A 20,116-nucleotide genomic window follows, 5' to 3' on the forward strand; every position below is an offset into this window, starting at 1 on the left:
TGACTGAAAATATATGTTTAATAATAAGGAAGAAACTGATAAAATGAACGTGTTCAAAATAACAAAAACAATAGATATATATGAACATTATAACACGTACTTCCGATAATACAAGATGATATTTTGAATATGAATTTACAATGTTCAAGATATCCACAGTTATGCATAAAAATGAACATGCCATTATGACACATTCCTGCCACAAAGCTGCCACAAAGTGAAAAAACAGGCAAAATGTACTGATATCCGTACAAAAACGCCATAAAATGGCGTTTGTGTAAGAATTTCGTAAGAAAATAAAAACAAAAAAGATATGGAAATTCTTAAGAAATTATACTATAATACCAGTGTATTCGAGGTACAGAGTATTTCTGGAAGTGAAGTAAGATAGTTCCCTTTATTAAAAAATCTTCATTTTTTGTAAAAAAACTATTGATAATTTTACTTATCGGAAGTATAATGGCTTCGTAATGCAATTAGGAATTTCAAAAAGCGTTTCAAAAAAACAAAAGGAGAGTGCATTAATTATGAGAAAGCAGACTAAAATTGCTGCAGTAGTATCCGCAGCAGCTCTGTTAGCATTAGGCGCTTCCATGACATCTTTCGCAGCTTCCAAGGGAACCTGGATGATGGTTGATGGCGAGTGGTATTGCTACGACAAAAACGGTGACGCATATACAAACGTATTCTGCTCCAGCAATGGTAAAGAGTACTACGTAGGAGACGACGGACAGCTCGTTCGTTCCGAGTGGGTTGATTACGATGGTTCTTACTACTTCGTAAACAGCAGCGGTGCAAAGATCACAAACGACTGGAGATTAACAACTCCGTATGATGATGACACAGCTGATGAGGAGTGGTACTACTTCAAGTCCAATGGTAAGAGAGCTGAGAACGAGAAGATCACTTACAAAGGAAAAACATATTACTTCGATACAGATGGAAAGATGCTCACAGGCTGGGTAACAACTGGTGACGGCGCAACATCCGTTAACGAAGCTACCGGTTATGAGAAAGACCACACATTCTACTGCGACGAGACAGGTGCTCGTGTAGAGGGTGCTTGGGTTAAAGACACAGAGCCGGGCACAGATGATGACGATGCAGATGCAGATGAGTACTGGTACTACTTAAAGAAAGCTACCGGTAAGCCGGCAACAGGCAAGCAGTCCAATATCAATGGTCAGATTTACCTCTTCAACGAGGAAGGTCAGATGCAGTATGGTTGGGTAGCTCGTTCTGATTCTTCCACAAAGAACTTTGTTCAGTTAGATAAGGAAGACGAAGAGCAGGATATGATCCTCTTAAGCGAGTATGCAGACAGCGAAGTTTACTACTGTGGTGATGAGGATGACGGACACGCAAAGAAGAATAAATGGTTAAAGACATGGCTTCCGAGCGATACAGAAGAAGAGGAAGATGATAAAGAGTGGTTCTGGTTTGACAAGAACGGTAAACTCTACAGAGCATCTGGTTCTGACGCTACTGTTAAAGCTCAGAAGTATAAACTCGAAGAGGGTGACCTCGTTTATGATGGCGGTAGCATTACTGGCGTAGAGAAGAAGAAAGTTAACTCCAAGGATTACTGGTTCAGACCGGATGGTGTTATGCTTGCTAAGTTCTACATGATTGATGATAACATGTACTACTTCGGTGGATCTGATGACGGTTCCATGAAGACTGGTTCTCAGACAGTAAAAGACAACACTGGTGATTCCTATAAGTTCTACTTCTATACAAAAGATACTTATGGATACAAGAAGGGTGCCGGTGTAGTAGGTAACCAGAGCAACAAGCTTTACTACTATGGTATGCTTATTCAGGCTGATGATTACAAATATCAGTTAGCTACAATCGCAAAAGATGGCGTAGATTACAGCTTCATCGTTAACTCCAATGGTACAATTCAGCACTCCAAGAGCACTGAGTATAAAGAGGATGGCGATGTATTAATCGCAACAGGTATTAAGGATGCATCTGGAAAAGCTACAGAGACTAAGTTTGTAGAAAACGGTCAGTTCAAGTATGCAATCAGCAATGAAGCTAACAACTGGGATACTGTATCTAAGAATGTTGCTGACATTGATATGAGTGGTTTCGTTCAGGGTAAGTAATCCAAGCGATTGATTAAAATTAGAAATTCTAATTGCAAACATGATGGGCAGGAAGTGATTCCTGCCCATTTTTTGCGTAATTTTTGTATAAACGTAAACAGACGGAGAAAAATCTTCGCCTAAATTGTGTAATTAGCACTCATATAGCAAAATCAGGCAGGGAAATAATCCCTGCCTGAAATCGTTTTGCAATTAGAATTTCTAATTCAAGATATTATTGAATATATTACTGGAAGAATTTTCCAAGATCTACATCGATAACATCTTTCTTGATAGTATTTGTATCTTCGATAGCATATTTAGCCTGACCATCTTTTACGAATGTTGTCGGAATAACAACGTCCTTACCATCTTTGTCTTTCTTGGTATAAGCGCCAGTCTTAACTAATACATCGCCGTCTTCCTTATACTCTGTATTTGCAGAGTGCTGGATTGTACCATTGGAGTTAACGATGAAGCTGTAATCAGTACCATTAATCGTAATTGTAGCTACCTGATACTTGTAATCATCAGCCTGAATCTGAAGTCCATACCAGTAAAGCTTGTTGCCCTGATTACCAACTACACCAGCGCCCTTGCTAAGACCGTGCTTATCACCATTCGGAGTCTTGTAGGATGTAGCCTGATCTTTTGTATAGAAGTAGAACTTGTAAGTATCACCAGTATTGTCCTTAATGGACTGGGAACCAGTCTTCATGGAACCGTCATCGGATCCACCGAAGTAGTACATAGCATCGTTGATTAAGTAGAACTTAGAAAGCATTACGCCATCTTTTGTGAACCAGTAATCCTTGGAGTTAACTTTCTTCTTGGAGATAACACCTGTGGATTCATCAGCATCTTTCTTAAGAGTACCCTCATCAAGTTTGTACTTCCAAGCGTCAGATGCTGTTACAGAACCATTCTTTTCTCCGCCTCTGAAGAGTTTACCGTCCTTATCGAACCAGAACCACTCTTTGTCATCATCCTCTTCAGATGTGTTGTCTGGAAGCCATGTCTTTGTCCACTTATTCTTTTTAGCGTGTCCGTCGTCCTCATCGCCGCAGTAGTAAACAGCTGCATCTCCTGCTGCGCCCATAGGCTTCTCATCATCTTCTTTATCGAGCTGAACAAACTTAGCGCCGTTCGTATCTGTAGCAGCTACCCAACCATGCTGCATCTGACCTTCATTATTGAAGAGGTAGATCTGACCGTTGATGTTGGACTGTTTGCCTGTTGCCGGCTTACCGGTTGTTTTCTTTAAGTAGTACCAGTACTCATCCTCATCAGCGCTGTCATCAGATACTCCCGGAGCTGTATCCTTAATCCATGCACCCTCTACACGAGCACCTGTCTCGTCACAGTAGAATGTATGACCATCCTCGAAGCCTGTTGCTTCGTTAACGTTTTCTTTTTTGTCACTTGTTGTTGTTACCCAACCTGTGAGCATCTTTCCGTCTGTATCGAAATAGTAAGTTTTTCCTTTGTAAGTAACCTTTTCGCCTTCAGCTCTCTTACCGTTGGACTTGAAGTAGTACCACTCCTCATCAGCGCTGTCATCATCGTACGGAGTTGTTAATCTCCAGTCGTTTGTGATCTTAGCACCGCTGCTGTTTACGAAGTAGTAAGAACCATCGTACTCAACCCACTCGGAACGAACAAGCTGTCCATCCTCACCTACGTAGTACTCTTTACCATTGCTGGAGCAGAATACGTTCTCGTATGCGTCACCGTTCTTGTCGTAGCAATACCACTCGCCATCAACCATCATCCAGGTTCCCTTGGAAGCTGCGAAAGATGTCATGGAAGCGCCTAATGCTAACAGAGCTGCTGCGGATACTACTGCAGCGATTTTAGTCTGCTTTCTCATAATTAATGCACTCTCCTTTTGTTTTTTTGAAACGCTTTTTGAAATTCCTAATTGCATTACGAAGCCATTATACTTCCGATAAGTAAAATTATCACAAGATGGAAAAAGGCTGGGAAGAGGAGAAAGCCGGCAAAGAAAGCATGTCTGATTTTTCTTGTATGGTCATGAAAAACATGGTATCATGAGGGCAACAGACTCTGAGCTTAACAGATCATAAGGTCAACAAAAAAGTTGGGAAAATCGGGAGAGGAGCGACGAAAATGATAAGTATGAATATCCCTGTCGGGGTTTCGGATTTTGTGGAAATCCGCAGAAACGGGTATTACTATATTGATAAAACAGCTTTGATCGCTGAACTTCTTAAGACGACCGGGACGAAGGTGACGCTGATCACAAGACCGCGGCGATTTGGAAAAACGCTGGGGATGAGCATGTTGGAAAATTTCTTTGATATTCGCAAGAACAGCGAAGAGATGTTTCAGGGGCTTGAGATTGCAAAAAACAAAGAACTCTGCAGCGCGTGGATGAATAAGTATCCAGTGATCTTTCTTTCACTCAAAAATGTGGAAGGGCTGGATTTCCCAAGCGCCTATCAGCAGCTTGTTTATGAGATCAGCTCTCTTTACCGGGAACATGAATATCTTCTGGATAGTCCGGTATTAAGCACACAGGATAAATTCTATTTTCAGCAGATCCGGAACCGGAAGGCGGAAAAAACGGATATCCTGCGCTCTATTCAGTTTCTTTCCCGGCTGCTCGTCAGACATTATGATGAAAAAGTCATCCTTCTGATGGATGAATATGATGTTCCGGTGGCAAAGGCAAACAGCAATGGTTACTATAGAGAAATGCTGGATGTCATGAAAGGACTTTTGCAGGCGTTAAAAGATAACCAGGCGATCCGGTTTGCTGTAATCACGGGATGCCTGAAGATCGCAAAGGAAAGTATCTTTACGGGGACCAATAATTTCGTTTCGGACACGATCACCGACTCACGCCTGAATGAATATTTCGGATTTGTGCAGGATGAGGTGGACAGGATCCTTGAAGATGCTGGGGCAGAAGAACATTCGGAAAGTGTGAAAAAATGGTACGATGGATATCATTTTGGAAATTTTGACGTTTATTGTCCATGGGATGTTATGAACTATATTCTGGAGCTGCAGCATAATCCGAAAGCAAAACCGGCGAGCTATTGGAAGAACACCAGTGACAATGCGATCATACGGTCATTTATTGATTATGCAGGCAGCAATATCACGAAAAAGCTGGAAACATTGCTTTCCGGTGGAGCGATCATTCAGCATATTGATGAAAATTTGACATATGATTATCTGCATTCTTCGGAAGAGAATCTCTGGAGTATTCTGTACCTGACCGGATATCTGACGAGAGCGCGCGATCAGAACTACAATGGGGAACTTCCGGAAGGAACAGTTGCGCTTGTAATCCCGAATGAGGAGATCAGGGAAATCTTTGAGACAACTGTGAAAAAATGGTTTGCTGATTCTGCAAAAATCTGGAATCGCAGCAGATTATTTGAGGCAGTCTGGTCTGGAAATGCGGAGATTATTACCGAGGAGATGGCAAAACTTCTTAGAAAAACGATCAGTTACCATGATTACAAAGAAGACTTTTACCATACATTCCTCGCAGGAATCTTTACAGGAGCCGGTTATACGGTGGACTCCAATAAGGAGCACGGAGAAGGCAGAAGTGATGTCGTAATCTACGACGATACTAATGGGCGTGTCGCGATCTTCGAGGCAAAATATTCGAAAACATCGGACCGGATGGAAATGGATTGTGACCGCGCGATCGACCAGATCAATGATCGGATGTATGCAGATGAATATGCGGATGAGTACGAAACAGTTCTCTGTTACGGAATTGCTTTTTATAAGAAACGGTGCAGGGTGAAGAAAAAATGAAAACAATACAGCCACAGACAGACCGGTCCAAAGGTATGCCTGTGGCTGTATTTGTATTATTTAATAATAATTTCATAAAAAACCCCACAAAAGGAAGGAAATTCCCGGTGGCGCAAGTTGCGGGAAAAGTCGAAGGATGTTATAATATAATAGATTTTTTATGACATACGGGTGGAAGAGAGAAAAAACGATCCACGGTATTTCTGACGGTACATGATACAGACCTTGGAGAGGGTCTATAAACACTACTACTTTATAATACGAGGAAGTAAATCATGGCAAACAGAATAAAGAAGAAAGAGGATACGAAAAGCAGCTATCAGGATAATGTTGCTTTGATCATGGCGGCGTTCACGCTGATCGTACTCTGCGTGCTCCCGCTTGTGTTCCACGATTTCTATTTTGATATCCTGGAGACAAAATATCAGTTTTACAGTGTTGTTGCGATCGCTGCGCTTGTGATCATGGGCGGATATGGTCTCGCAAGCGGAAAGATGCTCGAGTGGTTCTCGAAGTTCAATTTCCAGACATGGAGAAAGAGCATGAGCGTCGGGGACTGGGCGATGGTTGTTTTCTGGTTCACAAACGTGATCTCCTGGATCCTGTGCAAGGACTGGAGATGGGAGGCATTCTGGGGAACATCCGGACGTTATAACGGCGTATTCCTCATGACGATCTACATGATGACATATTTCCTTGTCACCCGTTTTTACCGGTTAAAACAGTGGTATCTGGACGCATTCCTCGCAGTCGGCGTGTTTGTATGCGTGTTTGGAATTACTGACTACTTCCAGATGGATATCCTTGGATTTAAGGTAAATATGATGGATACACAGAAATCCATCTATACTTCCACATTCGGAAATATCAATACTTATACGATCTATGTGGCAGCGCTGTTAGCAATCTCCATGATCCTGTTTACACAGGAGAAAAACCAGAAGAGAATGTTCTGGTACTACGGAAATATGATCCTGACAAGCTTTGCGCTGATCATGGGCAGCAGTGATAACGCATATCTGTCCCTCGCAGCGATCTTCGGTCTGGCACCGTTATGGCTGTTTCAGACAAAGACAGGACTTCGCAGATATGTGATCTCCCTGGCGACATTCTTTACGGTGATCCTCTGCATCAACGGAATCAATAAGGCGTATGCGGCATCCGTTCTCGGGATCGACAGTGCGTTTAATCTGATTGCGGGGACGAAGTTTCTTCCGGTACTTGTAGTGCTTCTCTGGGTGATCGCTGTGGTACTTATCTTTATGAACAGAAAACCACAGGCCCTGATGAACAGGACAACGGACGATTCTATGAATAAGATCGCAGTCTATATCTGGATCGGTGTGATCGCGGTTGTCTGCCTTGCGGTTCTTTTCGTCCTTTATGATGCGAACCTTGGAGGTCATGCAGATAAGTATGGCGCGCTCAGCTCCTACGTTGTATTCAATGATGAGTGGGGAACCCAGCGTGGATATGTGTGGAAGCGCGCGATGGAGATCTATACAAAGAAGCTGAATCTTCTCCAGAAGATCTTCGGATATGGACCGGATACGTTTGCACTGATCATGCAGTATTATTATCCGGGCGAAATGCAGAACGGACGTATGGTGATCTTCGACAGTGCACATAATGAGTATTTACATTATCTGGTAACGACCGGTTTCGTCGGAATGGCGTCTTACCTTGTATTTATGGTTTCTTCGATCGTTGCGATGGCGAAGAAGATCAAGGAGCAGCCGATCGTGGCAGCAGTCATGATGGCAGTTCTCGCGTATGCGATCCAGGCGGTTGTCAATATCAACCTGCCGATCGCAATGCCGATCATCTTACAGCTTCTTGCGATGGGAGTCGGAAGAAAGAAAACGGCCGACAAAGCGGAAGAAAAAGCTGAATAACAGGAAAATCAAAGCAGAGACAAACACAGGGAGGAACGAACAATGCAGGCAGTCATCATGGCCGGCGGAAAGGGAACGAGACTGGCGGCGCTCACAAAGGATGAGATCCCGAAGCCGATGGTCCCGGTTGCCGGAAAACCGCTGCTTTTATGGCAGGTCGAAAGGCTAAAAGAGAATGGGATCACGGATCTGATCATGGTGATCGGACATCTCGGAAATAAAATTAAGGAATATTTTGGCGATGGAGAGCAGTTTGGCGTTTCCATCCGGTATTTTGAGGAGACGGAACCGCTCGGGACTGCGGGATCCTTTTATTATCTGAAAGACATGATCCACGGGGACCGGTTTGTGATGATGTCCGGGGATCTGTTCTTCGATATTGATTTTCAGCGCATGATCCGGTTCCACGAGGAAAAAGGCGCAGTTGCCACATTATTTGTTCATCCGAACGGACATCCGTTTGACTCGGATCTTCTTGTCCTGGATGCGAATGATAAGGTAACGGCGTTCGACTCGAAGCACAATGTCCGCGATTACTGGTATAAGAACTGCGTCAACGCAGGAATTTTTGTGTTTGAAAAGAAGATCTGCGATTACGTGCCGGAGCCGGTGAAAAGGAATCTGGAGAACGATGTGATCAAAGGAATGCTGGACGCGGGAGAGCCGATCTACGGCTATTGCTCCCCGGAGTATGTGAAGGATGTTGGTACGGTTGACCGTGTAGAGCAGACACTGGCGGATATCGCGCGAGGCGTGATCGCGGATAAATGCCTGAAAAATAAGCAGCGCTGTATCTTTATGGACCGTGACGGTACGATCAACCAGTATAAGGGACTAGTATACAAAGAGGATGACTTCGTTCTGGAAGACTGTGCGGTCGATGCGATCCGGAAGATCAACCAGTCCGGAAGACTCGGGATCGTGATCACGAACCAGCCGGTTGTTGCGAGAGGTCTCTGTGGGATCGAAGATGTGGAAAATATCCATAAGAAGATGGAGACACTGCTCGGAAAAGAGGGCGTGTTCTTAGACGATGTTTTCTTCTGTCCGCACCATCCGGACAAAGGATACCCGGAGGAGAATCCGGCTTATAAGATCCCGTGCGAGTGCAGAAAGCCGAAGACCGGGATGATCGAGAAGGCGGCGGAGCGGTTCAACATTGACCTCAAGGAATCCTGGATGATCGGGGATACGACGATGGACATCCAGACAGGCGTGAATGCGGGAATGCGGACAGCGCTTGTGCTGACTGGGGAAGCCGGGAAGGATAAGAAATACGACGTGAAGCCGGATCTGGTGTGTGAAAATCTGCTGGATGCGGTGGAGAAGATCTTGAAAAGCGAAGATCGTTAAGATAAAATATGAAAACTCAGCAGAAGAGAACAGTTAAATGTTAGGAATTGCTGAGTGAAAACGTCAGAAATAAATGATATATAGCTGCGTAAAATTAAATGGACAAGAGATATCAGCATCGCAGCGAGGGTACTGGCTTGTTTGCCATAAATTTTGATGGACAGAGGCGATGCGAGCAGCCAGAGAGTAAACGATTGATAGAGTAAATCACAGGAGAACAGAAAAACCATGATCATTACACAGACCCCTTTCCGCATGTCTTTTTTCGGCGGCGGAACGGATTTCCCAGACTTTTATAAGGAACACGGCGGAGCCGTCATTTCCACGACATTTGATAAATATTGCTATGTAAATGTGCGTCATCTTCCGCGTTTTTTTGACTATTCGACCGAGCTTTCCTACTCAAAGATCGAGCGCGTGACAGATGTCAACGACATCAACCACCCGGCGATCCGCGAGGCGATGAAGTATCTGGATATGCAGGAAATCCGCCTGACTTACGAGGCAGACCTTCCGGCGAGATCCGGACTCGGAACGAGCAGTTCCTTCGCAGTCGGCATGTTAAACGCATTCTATGCATTAAAAGGAAAATATGCGGATAAGAGAAAACTCGCAGATGATGCGATCTACTTAGAACGTGTCCTCTGCAACGAGAGCGGTGGCGTTCAGGACCAGATCGCGGCGGCATTCGGTGGATTAAACAGGATCAACTTCAATGCAGACGGATACGAGGTAAATCCGGTGATCATCTCCCCGGAGCGGAAGACACAGTTAAACAATAACCTGATGCTCTTCTTTACCGGATTTTCGAGATTTTCCTCCGATATCCAGCAGACAACGGAGAAAGCGCTTGTCGATAAACAGGCACAGCTCCTTGAGATGCTGTCTCTTGTCGATGACGCGGAGAAAGTACTGACTTCCAAGACGGACCTCAACGAATTCGGTCGTCTTCTCGACTATACCTGGAAGCTGAAACGCGGAATTTCCAACCGGATCTCCACGGATTCCATCGACGGACTTTACGCGAAAGGAATCGAGGCCGGTGCGCTCGGTGGAAAGCTTCTTGGAGCCGGCGGCGGCGGATTCCTCTTATTCTACGTTGAGCCGGATAAACAGGAACAGGTCCACAAGGCGATGGAAGAACTCTTATATGTGCCGTTTGAGTTTGAGAATAGTGGTACGAGAGTGATCCATTATACACCGGAGACGTATGAGAAGAGGTAGAGTGAGAAACGGGAAGTTGATGTGAAATCCAGTTTCAGATCGGAAGAAATTAAAAAGAAAACATTATCAGGTGGCCCAGTATCGTGAAACAAGCATATTCAGTTTTGATGTCGGTATATCAAAAAGAAAATCCGGAATATCTCCGGGCGGCGGTGGAGAGTGTTCTGGGGCAGACGGTGCCGCCGGAAGAGGTGGTGCTGGTCTGTGATGGACCGCTGACAGAGGCATTGGACGGAGTGATCGCGGAGTATGCGAGGCAGGAAATTGCTTTTCGTGTAGTCCGCCTTCCGGAAAACGGCGGTCTTGGGAAAGCGCTAAACGAAGGACTCAAGTACTGCTCCTGCGAGTGGATCGCACGGATGGATACGGACGATCTTTCGACGCCGGACCGATGCGAAAAACAGCTGAAATTTCTGGAAGAACATCCGGAGGTGGACGTGGTGAGCGGAACGATCGCGGAGTTTCAGGGAGACGCGCTCGAAGGAAAAACGGCGGAAACAGCGGTGATCTCCTATAAGACCGTGCCGGAAACACAGAAAGAGATAGCTGCCTATATCAAACAGAGAAATCCGATCAACCATCCGTGCGTGATGTTCCGGAAATCAAGAGTGGAATCCGCCGGGGGATATCAGCCGTGTCCGTATTTTGAAGACTACGATCTATGGGTGCGGATGTACAAAAATCATGCGATGTTTGCAAATCTGCCGGATACACTGCTCTACATGCGGATCAACGGAATGCACCAGCGGCGGGGCGGGATCCGGTATGCGAAGTGTGTGATCGATTTTCGCGTGAAAATGTACCGAAATCGGGTCATCACATTCGGAGAGTTCCTGCCGATGACGGTAGTTCGGGTTCTGGTGAGTCTGATGCCGAATTCGCTGCGACGGTTCTTATATGAGAAAAAATTAAGAAAACAACAGTAGAAGAGGCGGAAAAGCATTAGCAGGGGAATTGCAAATATAGAGGTATGGAAGTGCCAGGAGAAAACGGAAACTGTTAAGATTCCGGATAGTAATGAGAAATTTGCAATTGCTAAGACGCTGGGTATTACGAAAAGACAAACCAATGAATATAGCTGTTGGAGCAGCGGGATTGTGCGTATGAACTGCTTGCGGATTGTGGGAAATCAAACCAGTGAACACAACTGCCGGGACGGAAAGAAGCATATAGCAGGTCAGACAACCGTGAGTACATAAAACACTTCGCAAATAAGAAATTACAAACAGGGGCATGTGAACGGAAAACGGATCACAATGCCCCTGTGGTGTATCAAAATACGGAATTTTCAGTTTGGAAAAGTGCAACTGTGAAAAATAGGATGAAAATAACCCATAAATGGATGGAAGACCCATTTACCCAATATTGCGAAAAGCCCCGTTAGGTGGTATACTGTAATAAGGGTTATTTTGCTTAATTGAACAAACTAAATAAATTGAAGAAAAAATTTTCCAGGATTGCGGCACCGCTTTTGCCGGACCATTCAGAAAATGGTCAGCGACAGAATGCTAAGGGCAGTTGCAAAGACCGGATGAAGTTACGATTAAGGAATCACAAATGAAATGAATGCTAAAAAGATAAATAACAATTTTGAACCATATAAGCGCGTGGTAAAATTTGCCGGATCGGCGATCATCGTGCTTCTGGAACTGGCCGCCTATTATTATGTGTGGATGGACTGCTATAACCGAAATATGACAGTGGCTTTCTGGCGGCGCGGAAACTGGCTGATCGCAGGCGAATATCTGATCCTGTCTCTGGTGTTGCACCGGCTGTACGGCGGTCTGAAGGTCGGGATCTATAAATACTGGACGCTTGTATACTCCCATATGCTCTCGATCGTCGGAGTCAATGCCTTTTCGTATGTTCAGGTCGTTCTGTTCGACAAGAAAATGCATAATCCGGCAGCGCTTTTAGGACTCACTGCTCTGGATTTCGTGATGGTCCTGCTCTGGGCACTTGCATTTAAAAAAATCTATGCGGCGATGTTCCCAAAACGGAGACTTCTGCTGATCTACGGAAAGAAACCGATGTTCCACCTTGTGAACAGGATCGATACCCGCGACGATAAATATGAGATCGCGGAAAATATCTCGATCGACACCGGTCTTGAGAGAATCATCAAACAGGCAGAAGATTATGACGGTGTGATCATCGGAGATATCCCGGCGAGAGCGCGAAACCAGCTCATGAAACTCTGCTATGCGAGAAATATCCGCAGCTATACGGTCCCGAAGATCAGCGATATCCTGCTTCGCACTTCGGTAGAACTCAACATCTTCGATTCCCCGCTGTATCTTTCAAGGAATGACGGGGGATTGGCCTGGGATCAGGCAGTCGTAAAACGGATCGAAGATATCATCGTTGCGGGAGCGATGTTCCTTGTGACGAGCCCGTTCTTCCTCATTATCGCATTCCTGATCTGGAATACCGATAAAGGACCGATTTTCTATACACAGAAACGCCTGACGAAGGACGGAAAGATCTTCCGGATCTATAAGTTCCGGACGATGATCGTCGATGCGGAAAAGAAAAGCGGACCGGTAAAAGCGGGCGAAAAAGATCCCCGTATTCTTCCGGTCGGGCGATTCTTACGCGCAACGCGTATGGACGAGCTTCCGCAGCTGTTAAACATCCTCAAAGGCGATATGAGCCTGGTAGGACCGAGACCGGAACGGCCGGAGCTCGCGAAAGTTATCACAAAAAATATCCCGGAGTTCGAGTACCGACTGAAAGTAAAGGCAGGACTCACCGGATATGCACAGGTGCATGGACGTTACTGCACGACCAGCTACGACAAATTGAAACTGGATCTGACCTATATCCGAAATTACTCGATCTGGCTTGACTTAAAGCTGATCCTTATGACACCGAAGGTCCTTCTTATGAAGGAATCCACGGATGGTTTCGAGGAAGGTCTTTGGGAGGATCCGGCTTTAAAAGAATAGAATGGATAAAAAGATGGGAAAAATATTAACAGTAGTCGTTCCAACTTACAACGCTGAAAAATATCTCAGAGACAATCTGGAATCCTTTAAAATTCCGGAGCTGATGGAAGATCTTGAGATCCTGATCGTCAATGATGGATCTACGGACCATTCCCTTGAGATCGCTGAGGAATATGTCCGGCAGTATCCGGATACCTACCGTGTGATCACAAAAGAAAACGGCGGACATGGCTCCGGGATCAACTGCGGGATTGCAAATGCGCGGGGAACATATTTCAAAGTGGTCGATGCCGATGACTGGGTCGGCGAAAAAGCCTTTTGTGATCTGGTCCGGACCTTAAAGACAAGTAACGCAGATGTCGTCTATTCCGGATTCTTATGGACTTACGACAATGGCGAGACCGACAAGACGAAATTTCAGACAAAAGCGGAGATCACGATCCCTTTTGAAGGCGTGGAATACCAGAAAACGTACTCGTTTGATTCAATCGCGGACAAGCTCTATATGAAGATGCATAACATGACGATCAAGACAGAAATTCTCCGCGAAAATCAGATTCACATTGATGAACACTGTTACTACGTCGATACCGAGTACATCACTTACCCGATCCCGTATGTAAAGACGATCTGCTTTGTGGATGGATTTGTCTATTACTATCGCCTTGGACGGGCGGGACAGAGCGTCGGACTTGAGAAGATGCAGAAGAATGAGGAGAATTACAACAAGGTACTGGAATCGCTGCTGAAATTTTACCGCCAACTTGGTAATCAGGTTCCGTGTACGGAAATCAAAAAACAGTACATTGCAAGACTGATCGCCCGTGTCATTGCCGGCAAATTCAAGATCATGCTCAGCTTTTCACCATCTGCAAAGAAAAAACAGCAGATCAAACAGTATGATCAGAATCTGAAAACTCAATACCGGGACATCTACGACAGCAATATCAACAAGGCAGTCTCACTGCTGAGAAAAACACAGTATCATACATATTATCTGGTAAATCTGATGGTCAGGAGCATGTGCAGATAGAAAATATGCAAAGAGGTTTTTATGGACAAAATCATATCGTTTATCATACCATCCTATAATGTGGAACAATATCTGGAAAAATGTCTCTCGTCCTTTTTGAATCCACAGGCGATCGAACAGATGGAAGTAATCATTGTGGATGATGGATCGAAAGACCGGACCGCCCGGATCGCCGGAGACTATGTAAAACAATATCCGGAGCTGTTTCGCCTGATCTCAAAGGAAAACGGCGGACATGGTTCCGCAATCAATGTGGGAACGGCAGCAGCTGTCGGGCGATATCTGAAGGTGATCGATGCGGATGACTGGGTAGTCACAGAAAACTTAAAGGAGTTTGTCGACAAGCTGGCAGCATGCACAGCGGACGTCGTTTTAAATCCATATCACCAGGTCGATATGAAGACAGGAGAAAAAACGGTCTGGAAAATGTTCCTGGACCGGTATGAAGTGACCTATACATTGGAGGATGTCGTACAAAACTGGAAGAAATTTGACCGTTGTTTTGCATTCCACGGAATCTGTTATAACCGGGAATTTTACCAGAGACACCGCTATGAATTGCCAGAAAAAATCTTCTATGAAGATCATGAATACACAACGATCCCTTGCTCGTATGCGGCAAGTATTTATCCGATCGACCTGTATCTGTATCAGTATCTGGTAGGAAACGCGGAACAGAGCGTATCGGTGACAAACCGATTAAAGCGAATGAGCCATGTGGAAAAAGTAACGGAGGATCTGCTCCGCCATTATAATGCACATCCGGAATTTTCGGATGCAGCGAAGGAATACATCTACAAAAAAACAGAAGGTGTCATTCTAAGCTATTATGTAGCCGGATGCATCATGAATCCGAATAAAAGAACCGGACATAGCGATTGTCTTCGATACAATACAATGATCCGAACTCTGAATCCGGAAATCTGGAACCGCGTCAGCAGGAAGTTCCGGATTTATCTCTGGATGAACCGATTTGGAATTTCATATCCGATGTATGAGAAGATGCTGCATTCCGGGGTTTATAATAAATTGCGGCATAATCATAAACTCGAAAAAGAAAATGAAGCAAAAACGGAGGAGAATCTGAAATAACGATGAGTAAATTCATAAAAAGGCTGGCAACCTTTCAGCACTATAAGCCACTGTTATCGCAGCTGGTCACGAAAGATATTAAACTAAAGTACCGGAGAAGCTTCCTCGGATATGTATGGAGTATCTTAAACCCGTTAATGATCATGGGGATCATGGTACTCGTATTTTCCAATATGTTCCGTTTTGATATTCAGAGCTATCCGGTATATTTGATCGTTGGTCAGACAATCTTTAACTTTGTCTCGGAATCAACAAACCAGGCGATGTGGTCGATCACCGGCAATGCGGCACTTCTGAAAAAAACATATGTCCCAAAGTATATTTTTACGTTATCGAAAGTAACCAGTTCGTTCGTAAACACGCTCTTTGCTTTGGGAGCTATGCTTCTTGTATTCATTATCTGCAGAGTTACCTTTAGCTTAAATATGCTCTTTATTCCGGTAATCCTGATTCAGGTATATATTTTCGCACTGGGATTAGGAATGCTCCTTGCAGCAGGGAACGTATTTTTCAGAGATATCCAGTATATTTACAGTGCGTTTTTAACTGCATGGATGTACGTTACTCCGATCTTTTATCCGCTCAGTCAGCTCCCTGAAAATTTACAGACAGCAATCAAAACTTTTAATCCGTTATACACCTATATCGCCCAGTTCCGGACGATCGTTCTCGATGTAGCCTGCCCGGATATGGGAATGGTTTTATACGGCTTTGTAGTTGCTTTTGTTACGCTGGGAGTCGGTACACTGGTCTTTTTAAAGAGCCAGGATCGTTTTATCCTGTATATTTAATTGAATGAGGACAAAATTATGAATAACGAATATGCAGTACGCGTTGAACATGCCGTCGTGCGCTTTAATATGGCCTCCGAGCGGATCGACAATCTTAAGGAATACTTTGTAAAACTGGTCCGCAGAGAGCTGATGTTCAAAGAATTTTTCGCATTGAAAGATGTAAGCTTTGAGGTAAAAAAAGGAGAGGCCTGGGGAATCATCGGTACAAACGGATCCGGAAAATCGACTTTACTGAAGCTGATCTGCGGGATCCTAAAACCGTATAAGGGAAAAGTCCTGATCAACGGTTCGATCGCCCCGTTGATCGAGCTTGGGGCCGGATTTGATGGTGACCTCACCGCAAGGGAGAATATCTTTTTAAACGGGGCTGTCCTTGGGTACGATAAAAAATTCATGGAACAGCACTTTAATGAGATCGTGGATTTCGCGGAGTTATGGGACTTCCTTGATATGCCGATCAAGAACTATTCCTCCGGTATGGCGGCCCGCCTTGGCTTCGCGATCGCAACGGTCGTAAGACCGGATATCCTGATCTGTGACGAAGTCCTTTCTGTTGGAGACTATGCATTCCAGCAGAAGTGTGAGCAGAGAATGAGTGATATGCGAAAGAACGGGACAACGCTTTTGTATGTATCACATTCGATTGAATCTGTAAAGAGCGTGTGCGATCATGCACTGTGGCTTGATAAAGGGAATGTTAAAATGCTCGGTGATGTGGAAACAGTTGGAGATGCGTATATGGAGGCATTAAGCTAAAGTACGTAAGACACAATGAATATGTAAGGAAAGGGATGCTTTTCGTTATAAAAGCGTCATATGGAAATCATGAAAGACATTAAGATTTTAATTTCGTGCCATAAGCAGAGCATGGTTCCGGATAGCAAGATCATGCTTCCGATCGAGGTAGGCGCGGATTTACGAAAAAAACATATTGAAGGGATTCTTCAGGATAATCAGGGGGAGAATATTTCCTCAAAAAATAAGATGTATTGTGAATTGACTGCTCAGTATTGGGCATGGAAAAATTTAGATGCAGATTATTATGGATTTTTCCATTACAGAAGATATTTAAGCTTTTCTGACAAAAAGCGTCCGGTAGACCAGTGGCAGAATGTCATTGAAGAAAGTCCAGATAGCGACTGCCTGAAAAAATATAATCTGGAGGATGATTATATTCAGAAACTTGTCGGGGAGTATGATCTGGTTTTATCCGAAGAAAAAAATGTGACGAAGATGCCGGATAAGAATCCGTCCGTATATGAACAGTACAAAAATGGAAGATCTTTAAATATTAAGGATATTGATCTGGTTCATGATATTATCGAGGAGAAATATCCGGATTATCTGGATACATTCGAAAAGGTCATGAAAGGGGAAAAAACCTGCCTGTGTAATATGTATATTATGAAAAAGGAACTTTTCCATGAGTACATGGCATGGTTGTTCGATATCCTGTTTGAGTTCGAGAAAAAATCTGATATGAGCGAGTATACCGTCGAAGGATACCGCACACCGGGACACCTTGCAGAACGTCTCCTGACTGTATTTTGCTGGTATACAGAGAAAAAGAAGAATCTGAAAGTAAAGAGACTTCAGACAATCGTTTTTCTGAAAACGGATCAGAAGATGACTTTAGCCCAGGCGAAAAAAACAGCGCCAGCTTTTGCTGAAAACAATGTGGCAATTGCAGTTGCGGCCAATGATTATTTTATTCCATATTGTGCTACGTTCTTAAAATCTGTTGCAGAACATGGAAACAGCAAAAAGAATTATGATATTCTTTTACTTTCTCAGGATGTTTCGGATATCAATGTAAAGAAAATGGAAAAATTGCTTTCCGCATGGGAAAATGTGTCTTTGCGCGTGATCGATCCAAGTGTATTGATCGATCAGTATACATTCCATATTCGCGGACATTTTAGCAAAGAAACCTATTATCGTCTCGTATTACCGGAATTACTTCCGAATTACGATAAAGTTCTTTACCTCGACTCCGATATGATCGCTATGGATGATGTTGCAAAAATCTATGATGAAAATGTTGACAGTTATCTTCTGGCAGCATGCCATGATGCGGATACAGCCGGATTATATAATGGATATGAAAAAGACAAGAAACGATATACGGATCAGGTTTTGAAATTAAAAGAACCATACCAGTATTTCCAGGCAGGAGTATTACTACTGAACCTTAAAGAATTCCGTAAGCGGTATACAACGAAACAGATTCTGGATTTCGCAGTCTCGGAAAACTGGCAGTTACTTGACCAGGATATTTTAAATAAACTGTGTGAAGGTGCTGTCAAATATATCGATATGAGTTGGAACGTGATGGTCGATTTCGCCGGAGTACGAATCAGCCAGATCATTGCACTTGCACCAAGATGGCTGAATGAAATGTATCAGGAAGCCAGAAAAAATCCGAAGATCATTCATTATGCAGGCCCACAGAAACCGTGGTTTGAGCCGGAAATGGATATGGGAATGCAGTTCTGGGAGTGCGCAAGAGAAACCTCATATTATGAGATCATGCTCTCACGAATGAGTGAGCGGCATAGCAGATTAGGAACTGCAAATGCAGGAAGAAAGCATAAGAATATTATTGCAGGCGGAGTGCAGTGTATTTTGGATCATGGGATAGTATATACAATCCACTATCTTCCCACGAGATTCTTCAGAAAAAAATGAATGCTTATATGATATTCATAGGGGATTACTTAGAAAGTATAAGGCTTCTTGTAAAAACATGATATTTTTGGAAAGCATATAATTCTATATAGGGGAGACATATCTGTGAAGGGGAATATTACAATGAATAAAGAATTAAATATCAAAATTTATGTAGTATGTCATAAAGCATCATATGTTCCAAAGAATGTATACCTTTATCCAATACAGGTTGGAGCAAGTCTTTCTAGAAATAAATTTGAAGGAATGATTCATGATAATGAAGGAGACAATATTTCTGATCGCAATAAAATGTATTGTGAACTGACTGCACAGTACTGGGTCTGGAAAAATGTTGATGCAGATTATTATGGATTTTTCCCCTATTATAGATATTTAACATTCGATCCGTCAATTATACACAATGATGAGCGGGGAGATATTGTATATGACAAAATCAGTGATGCAGCGCTCAAGGAGATAAAACTTGATCCGACCAGCATGAAAAACATAATTACTCAGTATGATCTGCTTTCTGTGAGGGGGAGGCAATATCCTCAAACGCAGGAAGAAGATTTCCATAGAGATATTTATCATGAGTATGGTGCTGTTCCATTTCGGCATCAAAAGGATTTGGATATTACATTAAAGATCTTAAAACAGAAATATCCAGAATTTTCAGAGATTGCTGATGAATATATGGAATCCAATATTGCATACGAACACAATATGTTTATTATGAAAAAAGATATTTACAGAAAGTACTGTGAATGGCTTTTTGATATTTTATTCGAAGTAGAAAAACATATTAACACAACATGGTATAGTGTAGAAGAGTACCGTGTTATGGAGTATTTAGCAGAACGCCTTTATGGAATTTACTATTTCTATTTAAAAAAGCAGGCAGGAATCAGGATGATTGAGCTTCCGGAAGTCTTATTTCGGAATACAGCCCCCCACACTGTTTTAGAACCGGTATATAAAGAGTCTGTTCCGATTGTCCTATCCGCGAATGATCGTTTTTCACCGTATTTGGATATTATGATTCGTTCTGTGATTTCCAATGCATCAGAAAAGAGAAATTACGATGGGGCTGTCGCACTAACGTGCGGCAGCTCATTTCATATTCCCAACACAAAGGGGCTGTCGCACTAACGTGCGGCAGCTCATTTCATATTCCCAACACAAAACGCCGAGCTTCGAAAAGCCCGGCGTT

The 20,116-nt window shown here is 43.6% G+C and carries 15 protein-coding genes; 14 read left to right on the forward strand and 1 reads right to left on the reverse strand.

What is annotated here, in order from left to right; translation table 11 throughout:
• The first annotated feature begins 527 nt into the window (after positions 1 to 527).
• On the forward strand, positions 528 to 2,114 hold the full coding sequence (locus V2546_RS12990; protein WP_329752559.1) for a hypothetical protein: 1,587 nt from the start codon (positions 528 to 530) through the stop codon (positions 2,112 to 2,114).
• 226 nt (positions 2,115 to 2,340) lie between these two features.
• Here the strand turns inward: V2546_RS12990 and V2546_RS12995 are convergent, their stop codons facing one another.
• The gene (locus V2546_RS12995; RefSeq protein WP_329752560.1) at positions 2,341 to 3,963 is read right to left on the reverse strand and encodes a hypothetical protein; all 1,623 of its coding nucleotides are present in this window, start codon (positions 3,961 to 3,963) and stop codon (positions 2,341 to 2,343) included.
• Positions 3,964 to 4,223: 260 nt separating this feature from the next.
• Here V2546_RS12995 and V2546_RS13000 point away from each other — a divergent pair, with 260 nt between their 5' ends.
• The 13 genes from V2546_RS13000 (at position 4,224) to V2546_RS13060 (ending at position 20,055) form a co-directional block, all read left to right on the forward strand.
• Positions 4,224 to 5,894, forward strand: a complete 1,671-nt coding sequence (locus tag V2546_RS13000) for an AAA family ATPase (RefSeq protein ID WP_329752561.1) — start codon at positions 4,224 to 4,226, stop codon at positions 5,892 to 5,894.
• Positions 5,891 to 6,058: a hypothetical protein gene (locus tag V2546_RS13005; RefSeq protein ID WP_182426539.1), complete on the forward strand. Its 168-nt coding sequence runs from the start codon at positions 5,891 to 5,893 to the stop codon at positions 6,056 to 6,058. Before V2546_RS13000 ends, V2546_RS13005 begins: the two co-directional genes overlap by 4 nt.
• A 111-nt stretch (positions 6,059 to 6,169) precedes the next feature.
• Positions 6,170 to 7,789 carry an O-antigen ligase family protein gene (locus tag V2546_RS13010; RefSeq protein WP_329752562.1) on the forward strand — a complete coding sequence of 540 codons (1,620 nt, stop codon included), beginning with the start codon at positions 6,170 to 6,172 and terminating at the stop codon, positions 7,787 to 7,789.
• A gap of 42 nt (positions 7,790 to 7,831) precedes the next feature.
• Positions 7,832 to 9,142 carry an HAD-IIIA family hydrolase gene (locus V2546_RS13015; RefSeq protein WP_215703351.1) on the forward strand — a complete coding sequence of 437 codons (1,311 nt, stop codon included), beginning with the start codon at positions 7,832 to 7,834 and terminating at the stop codon, positions 9,140 to 9,142.
• Between the two features lie 228 nt (positions 9,143 to 9,370).
• A complete protein-coding gene (locus tag V2546_RS13020) occupies positions 9,371 to 10,366 on the forward strand; it encodes a GHMP family kinase ATP-binding protein (RefSeq protein ID WP_215703352.1) in 996 nt (331 codons plus the stop codon).
• 83 nt (positions 10,367 to 10,449) lie between these two features.
• Positions 10,450 to 11,292: a glycosyltransferase gene (locus V2546_RS13025; RefSeq protein ID WP_329752563.1), complete on the forward strand. Its 843-nt coding sequence runs from the start codon at positions 10,450 to 10,452 to the stop codon at positions 11,290 to 11,292.
• Positions 11,293 to 11,928: 636 nt separating this feature from the next.
• Positions 11,929 to 13,314, forward strand: coding sequence for a sugar transferase (locus V2546_RS13030; protein WP_329752564.1), 1,386 nt, complete (start codon positions 11,929 to 11,931; stop codon positions 13,312 to 13,314).
• Between the two features lie 13 nt (positions 13,315 to 13,327).
• Positions 13,328 to 14,347, forward strand: coding sequence for a glycosyltransferase family 2 protein (locus V2546_RS13035; protein ID WP_329752565.1), 1,020 nt, complete (start codon positions 13,328 to 13,330; stop codon positions 14,345 to 14,347).
• A 21-nt stretch (positions 14,348 to 14,368) separates the two neighbouring features.
• Positions 14,369 to 15,439 carry a glycosyltransferase family 2 protein gene (locus V2546_RS13040; RefSeq protein ID WP_329752566.1) on the forward strand — a complete coding sequence of 357 codons (1,071 nt, stop codon included), beginning with the start codon at positions 14,369 to 14,371 and terminating at the stop codon, positions 15,437 to 15,439.
• 2 nt (positions 15,440 to 15,441) lie between these two features.
• Complete coding sequence (locus V2546_RS13045; RefSeq protein ID WP_329752567.1) at positions 15,442 to 16,230, forward strand: ABC transporter permease; 789 nt, start codon at positions 15,442 to 15,444, stop codon at positions 16,228 to 16,230.
• Between the two features lie 18 nt (positions 16,231 to 16,248).
• Positions 16,249 to 16,989, forward strand: a complete 741-nt coding sequence (locus V2546_RS13050; RefSeq protein ID WP_329752568.1) for an ABC transporter ATP-binding protein — start codon at positions 16,249 to 16,251, stop codon at positions 16,987 to 16,989.
• Positions 16,990 to 17,049: 60 nt separating this feature from the next.
• Positions 17,050 to 18,921, forward strand: a complete 1,872-nt coding sequence (locus V2546_RS13055; protein WP_329752569.1) for a DUF4422 domain-containing protein — start codon at positions 17,050 to 17,052, stop codon at positions 18,919 to 18,921.
• 123 nt (positions 18,922 to 19,044) lie between these two features.
• Positions 19,045 to 20,055: a DUF4422 domain-containing protein gene (locus V2546_RS13060; RefSeq protein WP_329752570.1), complete on the forward strand. Its 1,011-nt coding sequence runs from the start codon at positions 19,045 to 19,047 to the stop codon at positions 20,053 to 20,055.
• Positions 20,056 to 20,116 lie beyond the last annotated feature (61 nt).

It is taken from the genome of Clostridium sp. CM74B_53 (assembly GCF_036318045.1).
GTDB lineage: Bacteria > Bacillota > Clostridia > Lachnospirales > Lachnospiraceae > Pilosibacter.

Coding starts and splice junctions, on each gene's coding strand:
- V2546_RS12990 (WP_329752559.1), top strand. CDS start 528: ATGAGAAAGCAGACTAAAATTGCTGCAGTAGTATCCGCAGCAGCTCTG.
- V2546_RS12995 (WP_329752560.1), bottom strand. CDS start 3,963: ATGAGAAAGCAGACTAAAATCGCTGCAGTAGTATCCGCAGCAGCTCTG.
- V2546_RS13000 (WP_329752561.1), top strand. CDS start 4,224: ATGATAAGTATGAATATCCCTGTCGGGGTTTCGGATTTTGTGGAAATC.
- V2546_RS13005 (WP_182426539.1), top strand. CDS start 5,891: ATGAAAACAATACAGCCACAGACAGACCGGTCCAAAGGTATGCCTGTG.
- V2546_RS13010 (WP_329752562.1), top strand. CDS start 6,170: ATGGCAAACAGAATAAAGAAGAAAGAGGATACGAAAAGCAGCTATCAG.
- V2546_RS13015 (WP_215703351.1), top strand. CDS start 7,832: ATGCAGGCAGTCATCATGGCCGGCGGAAAGGGAACGAGACTGGCGGCG.
- V2546_RS13020 (WP_215703352.1), top strand. CDS start 9,371: ATGATCATTACACAGACCCCTTTCCGCATGTCTTTTTTCGGCGGCGGA.
- V2546_RS13030 (WP_329752564.1), top strand. CDS start 11,929: ATGAATGCTAAAAAGATAAATAACAATTTTGAACCATATAAGCGCGTG.
- V2546_RS13035 (WP_329752565.1), top strand. CDS start 13,328: ATGGGAAAAATATTAACAGTAGTCGTTCCAACTTACAACGCTGAAAAA.
- V2546_RS13040 (WP_329752566.1), top strand. CDS start 14,369: ATGGACAAAATCATATCGTTTATCATACCATCCTATAATGTGGAACAA.
- V2546_RS13045 (WP_329752567.1), top strand. CDS start 15,442: ATGAGTAAATTCATAAAAAGGCTGGCAACCTTTCAGCACTATAAGCCA.
- V2546_RS13050 (WP_329752568.1), top strand. CDS start 16,249: ATGAATAACGAATATGCAGTACGCGTTGAACATGCCGTCGTGCGCTTT.
- V2546_RS13055 (WP_329752569.1), top strand. CDS start 17,050: ATGGAAATCATGAAAGACATTAAGATTTTAATTTCGTGCCATAAGCAG.
- V2546_RS13060 (WP_329752570.1), top strand. CDS start 19,045: ATGAATAAAGAATTAAATATCAAAATTTATGTAGTATGTCATAAAGCA.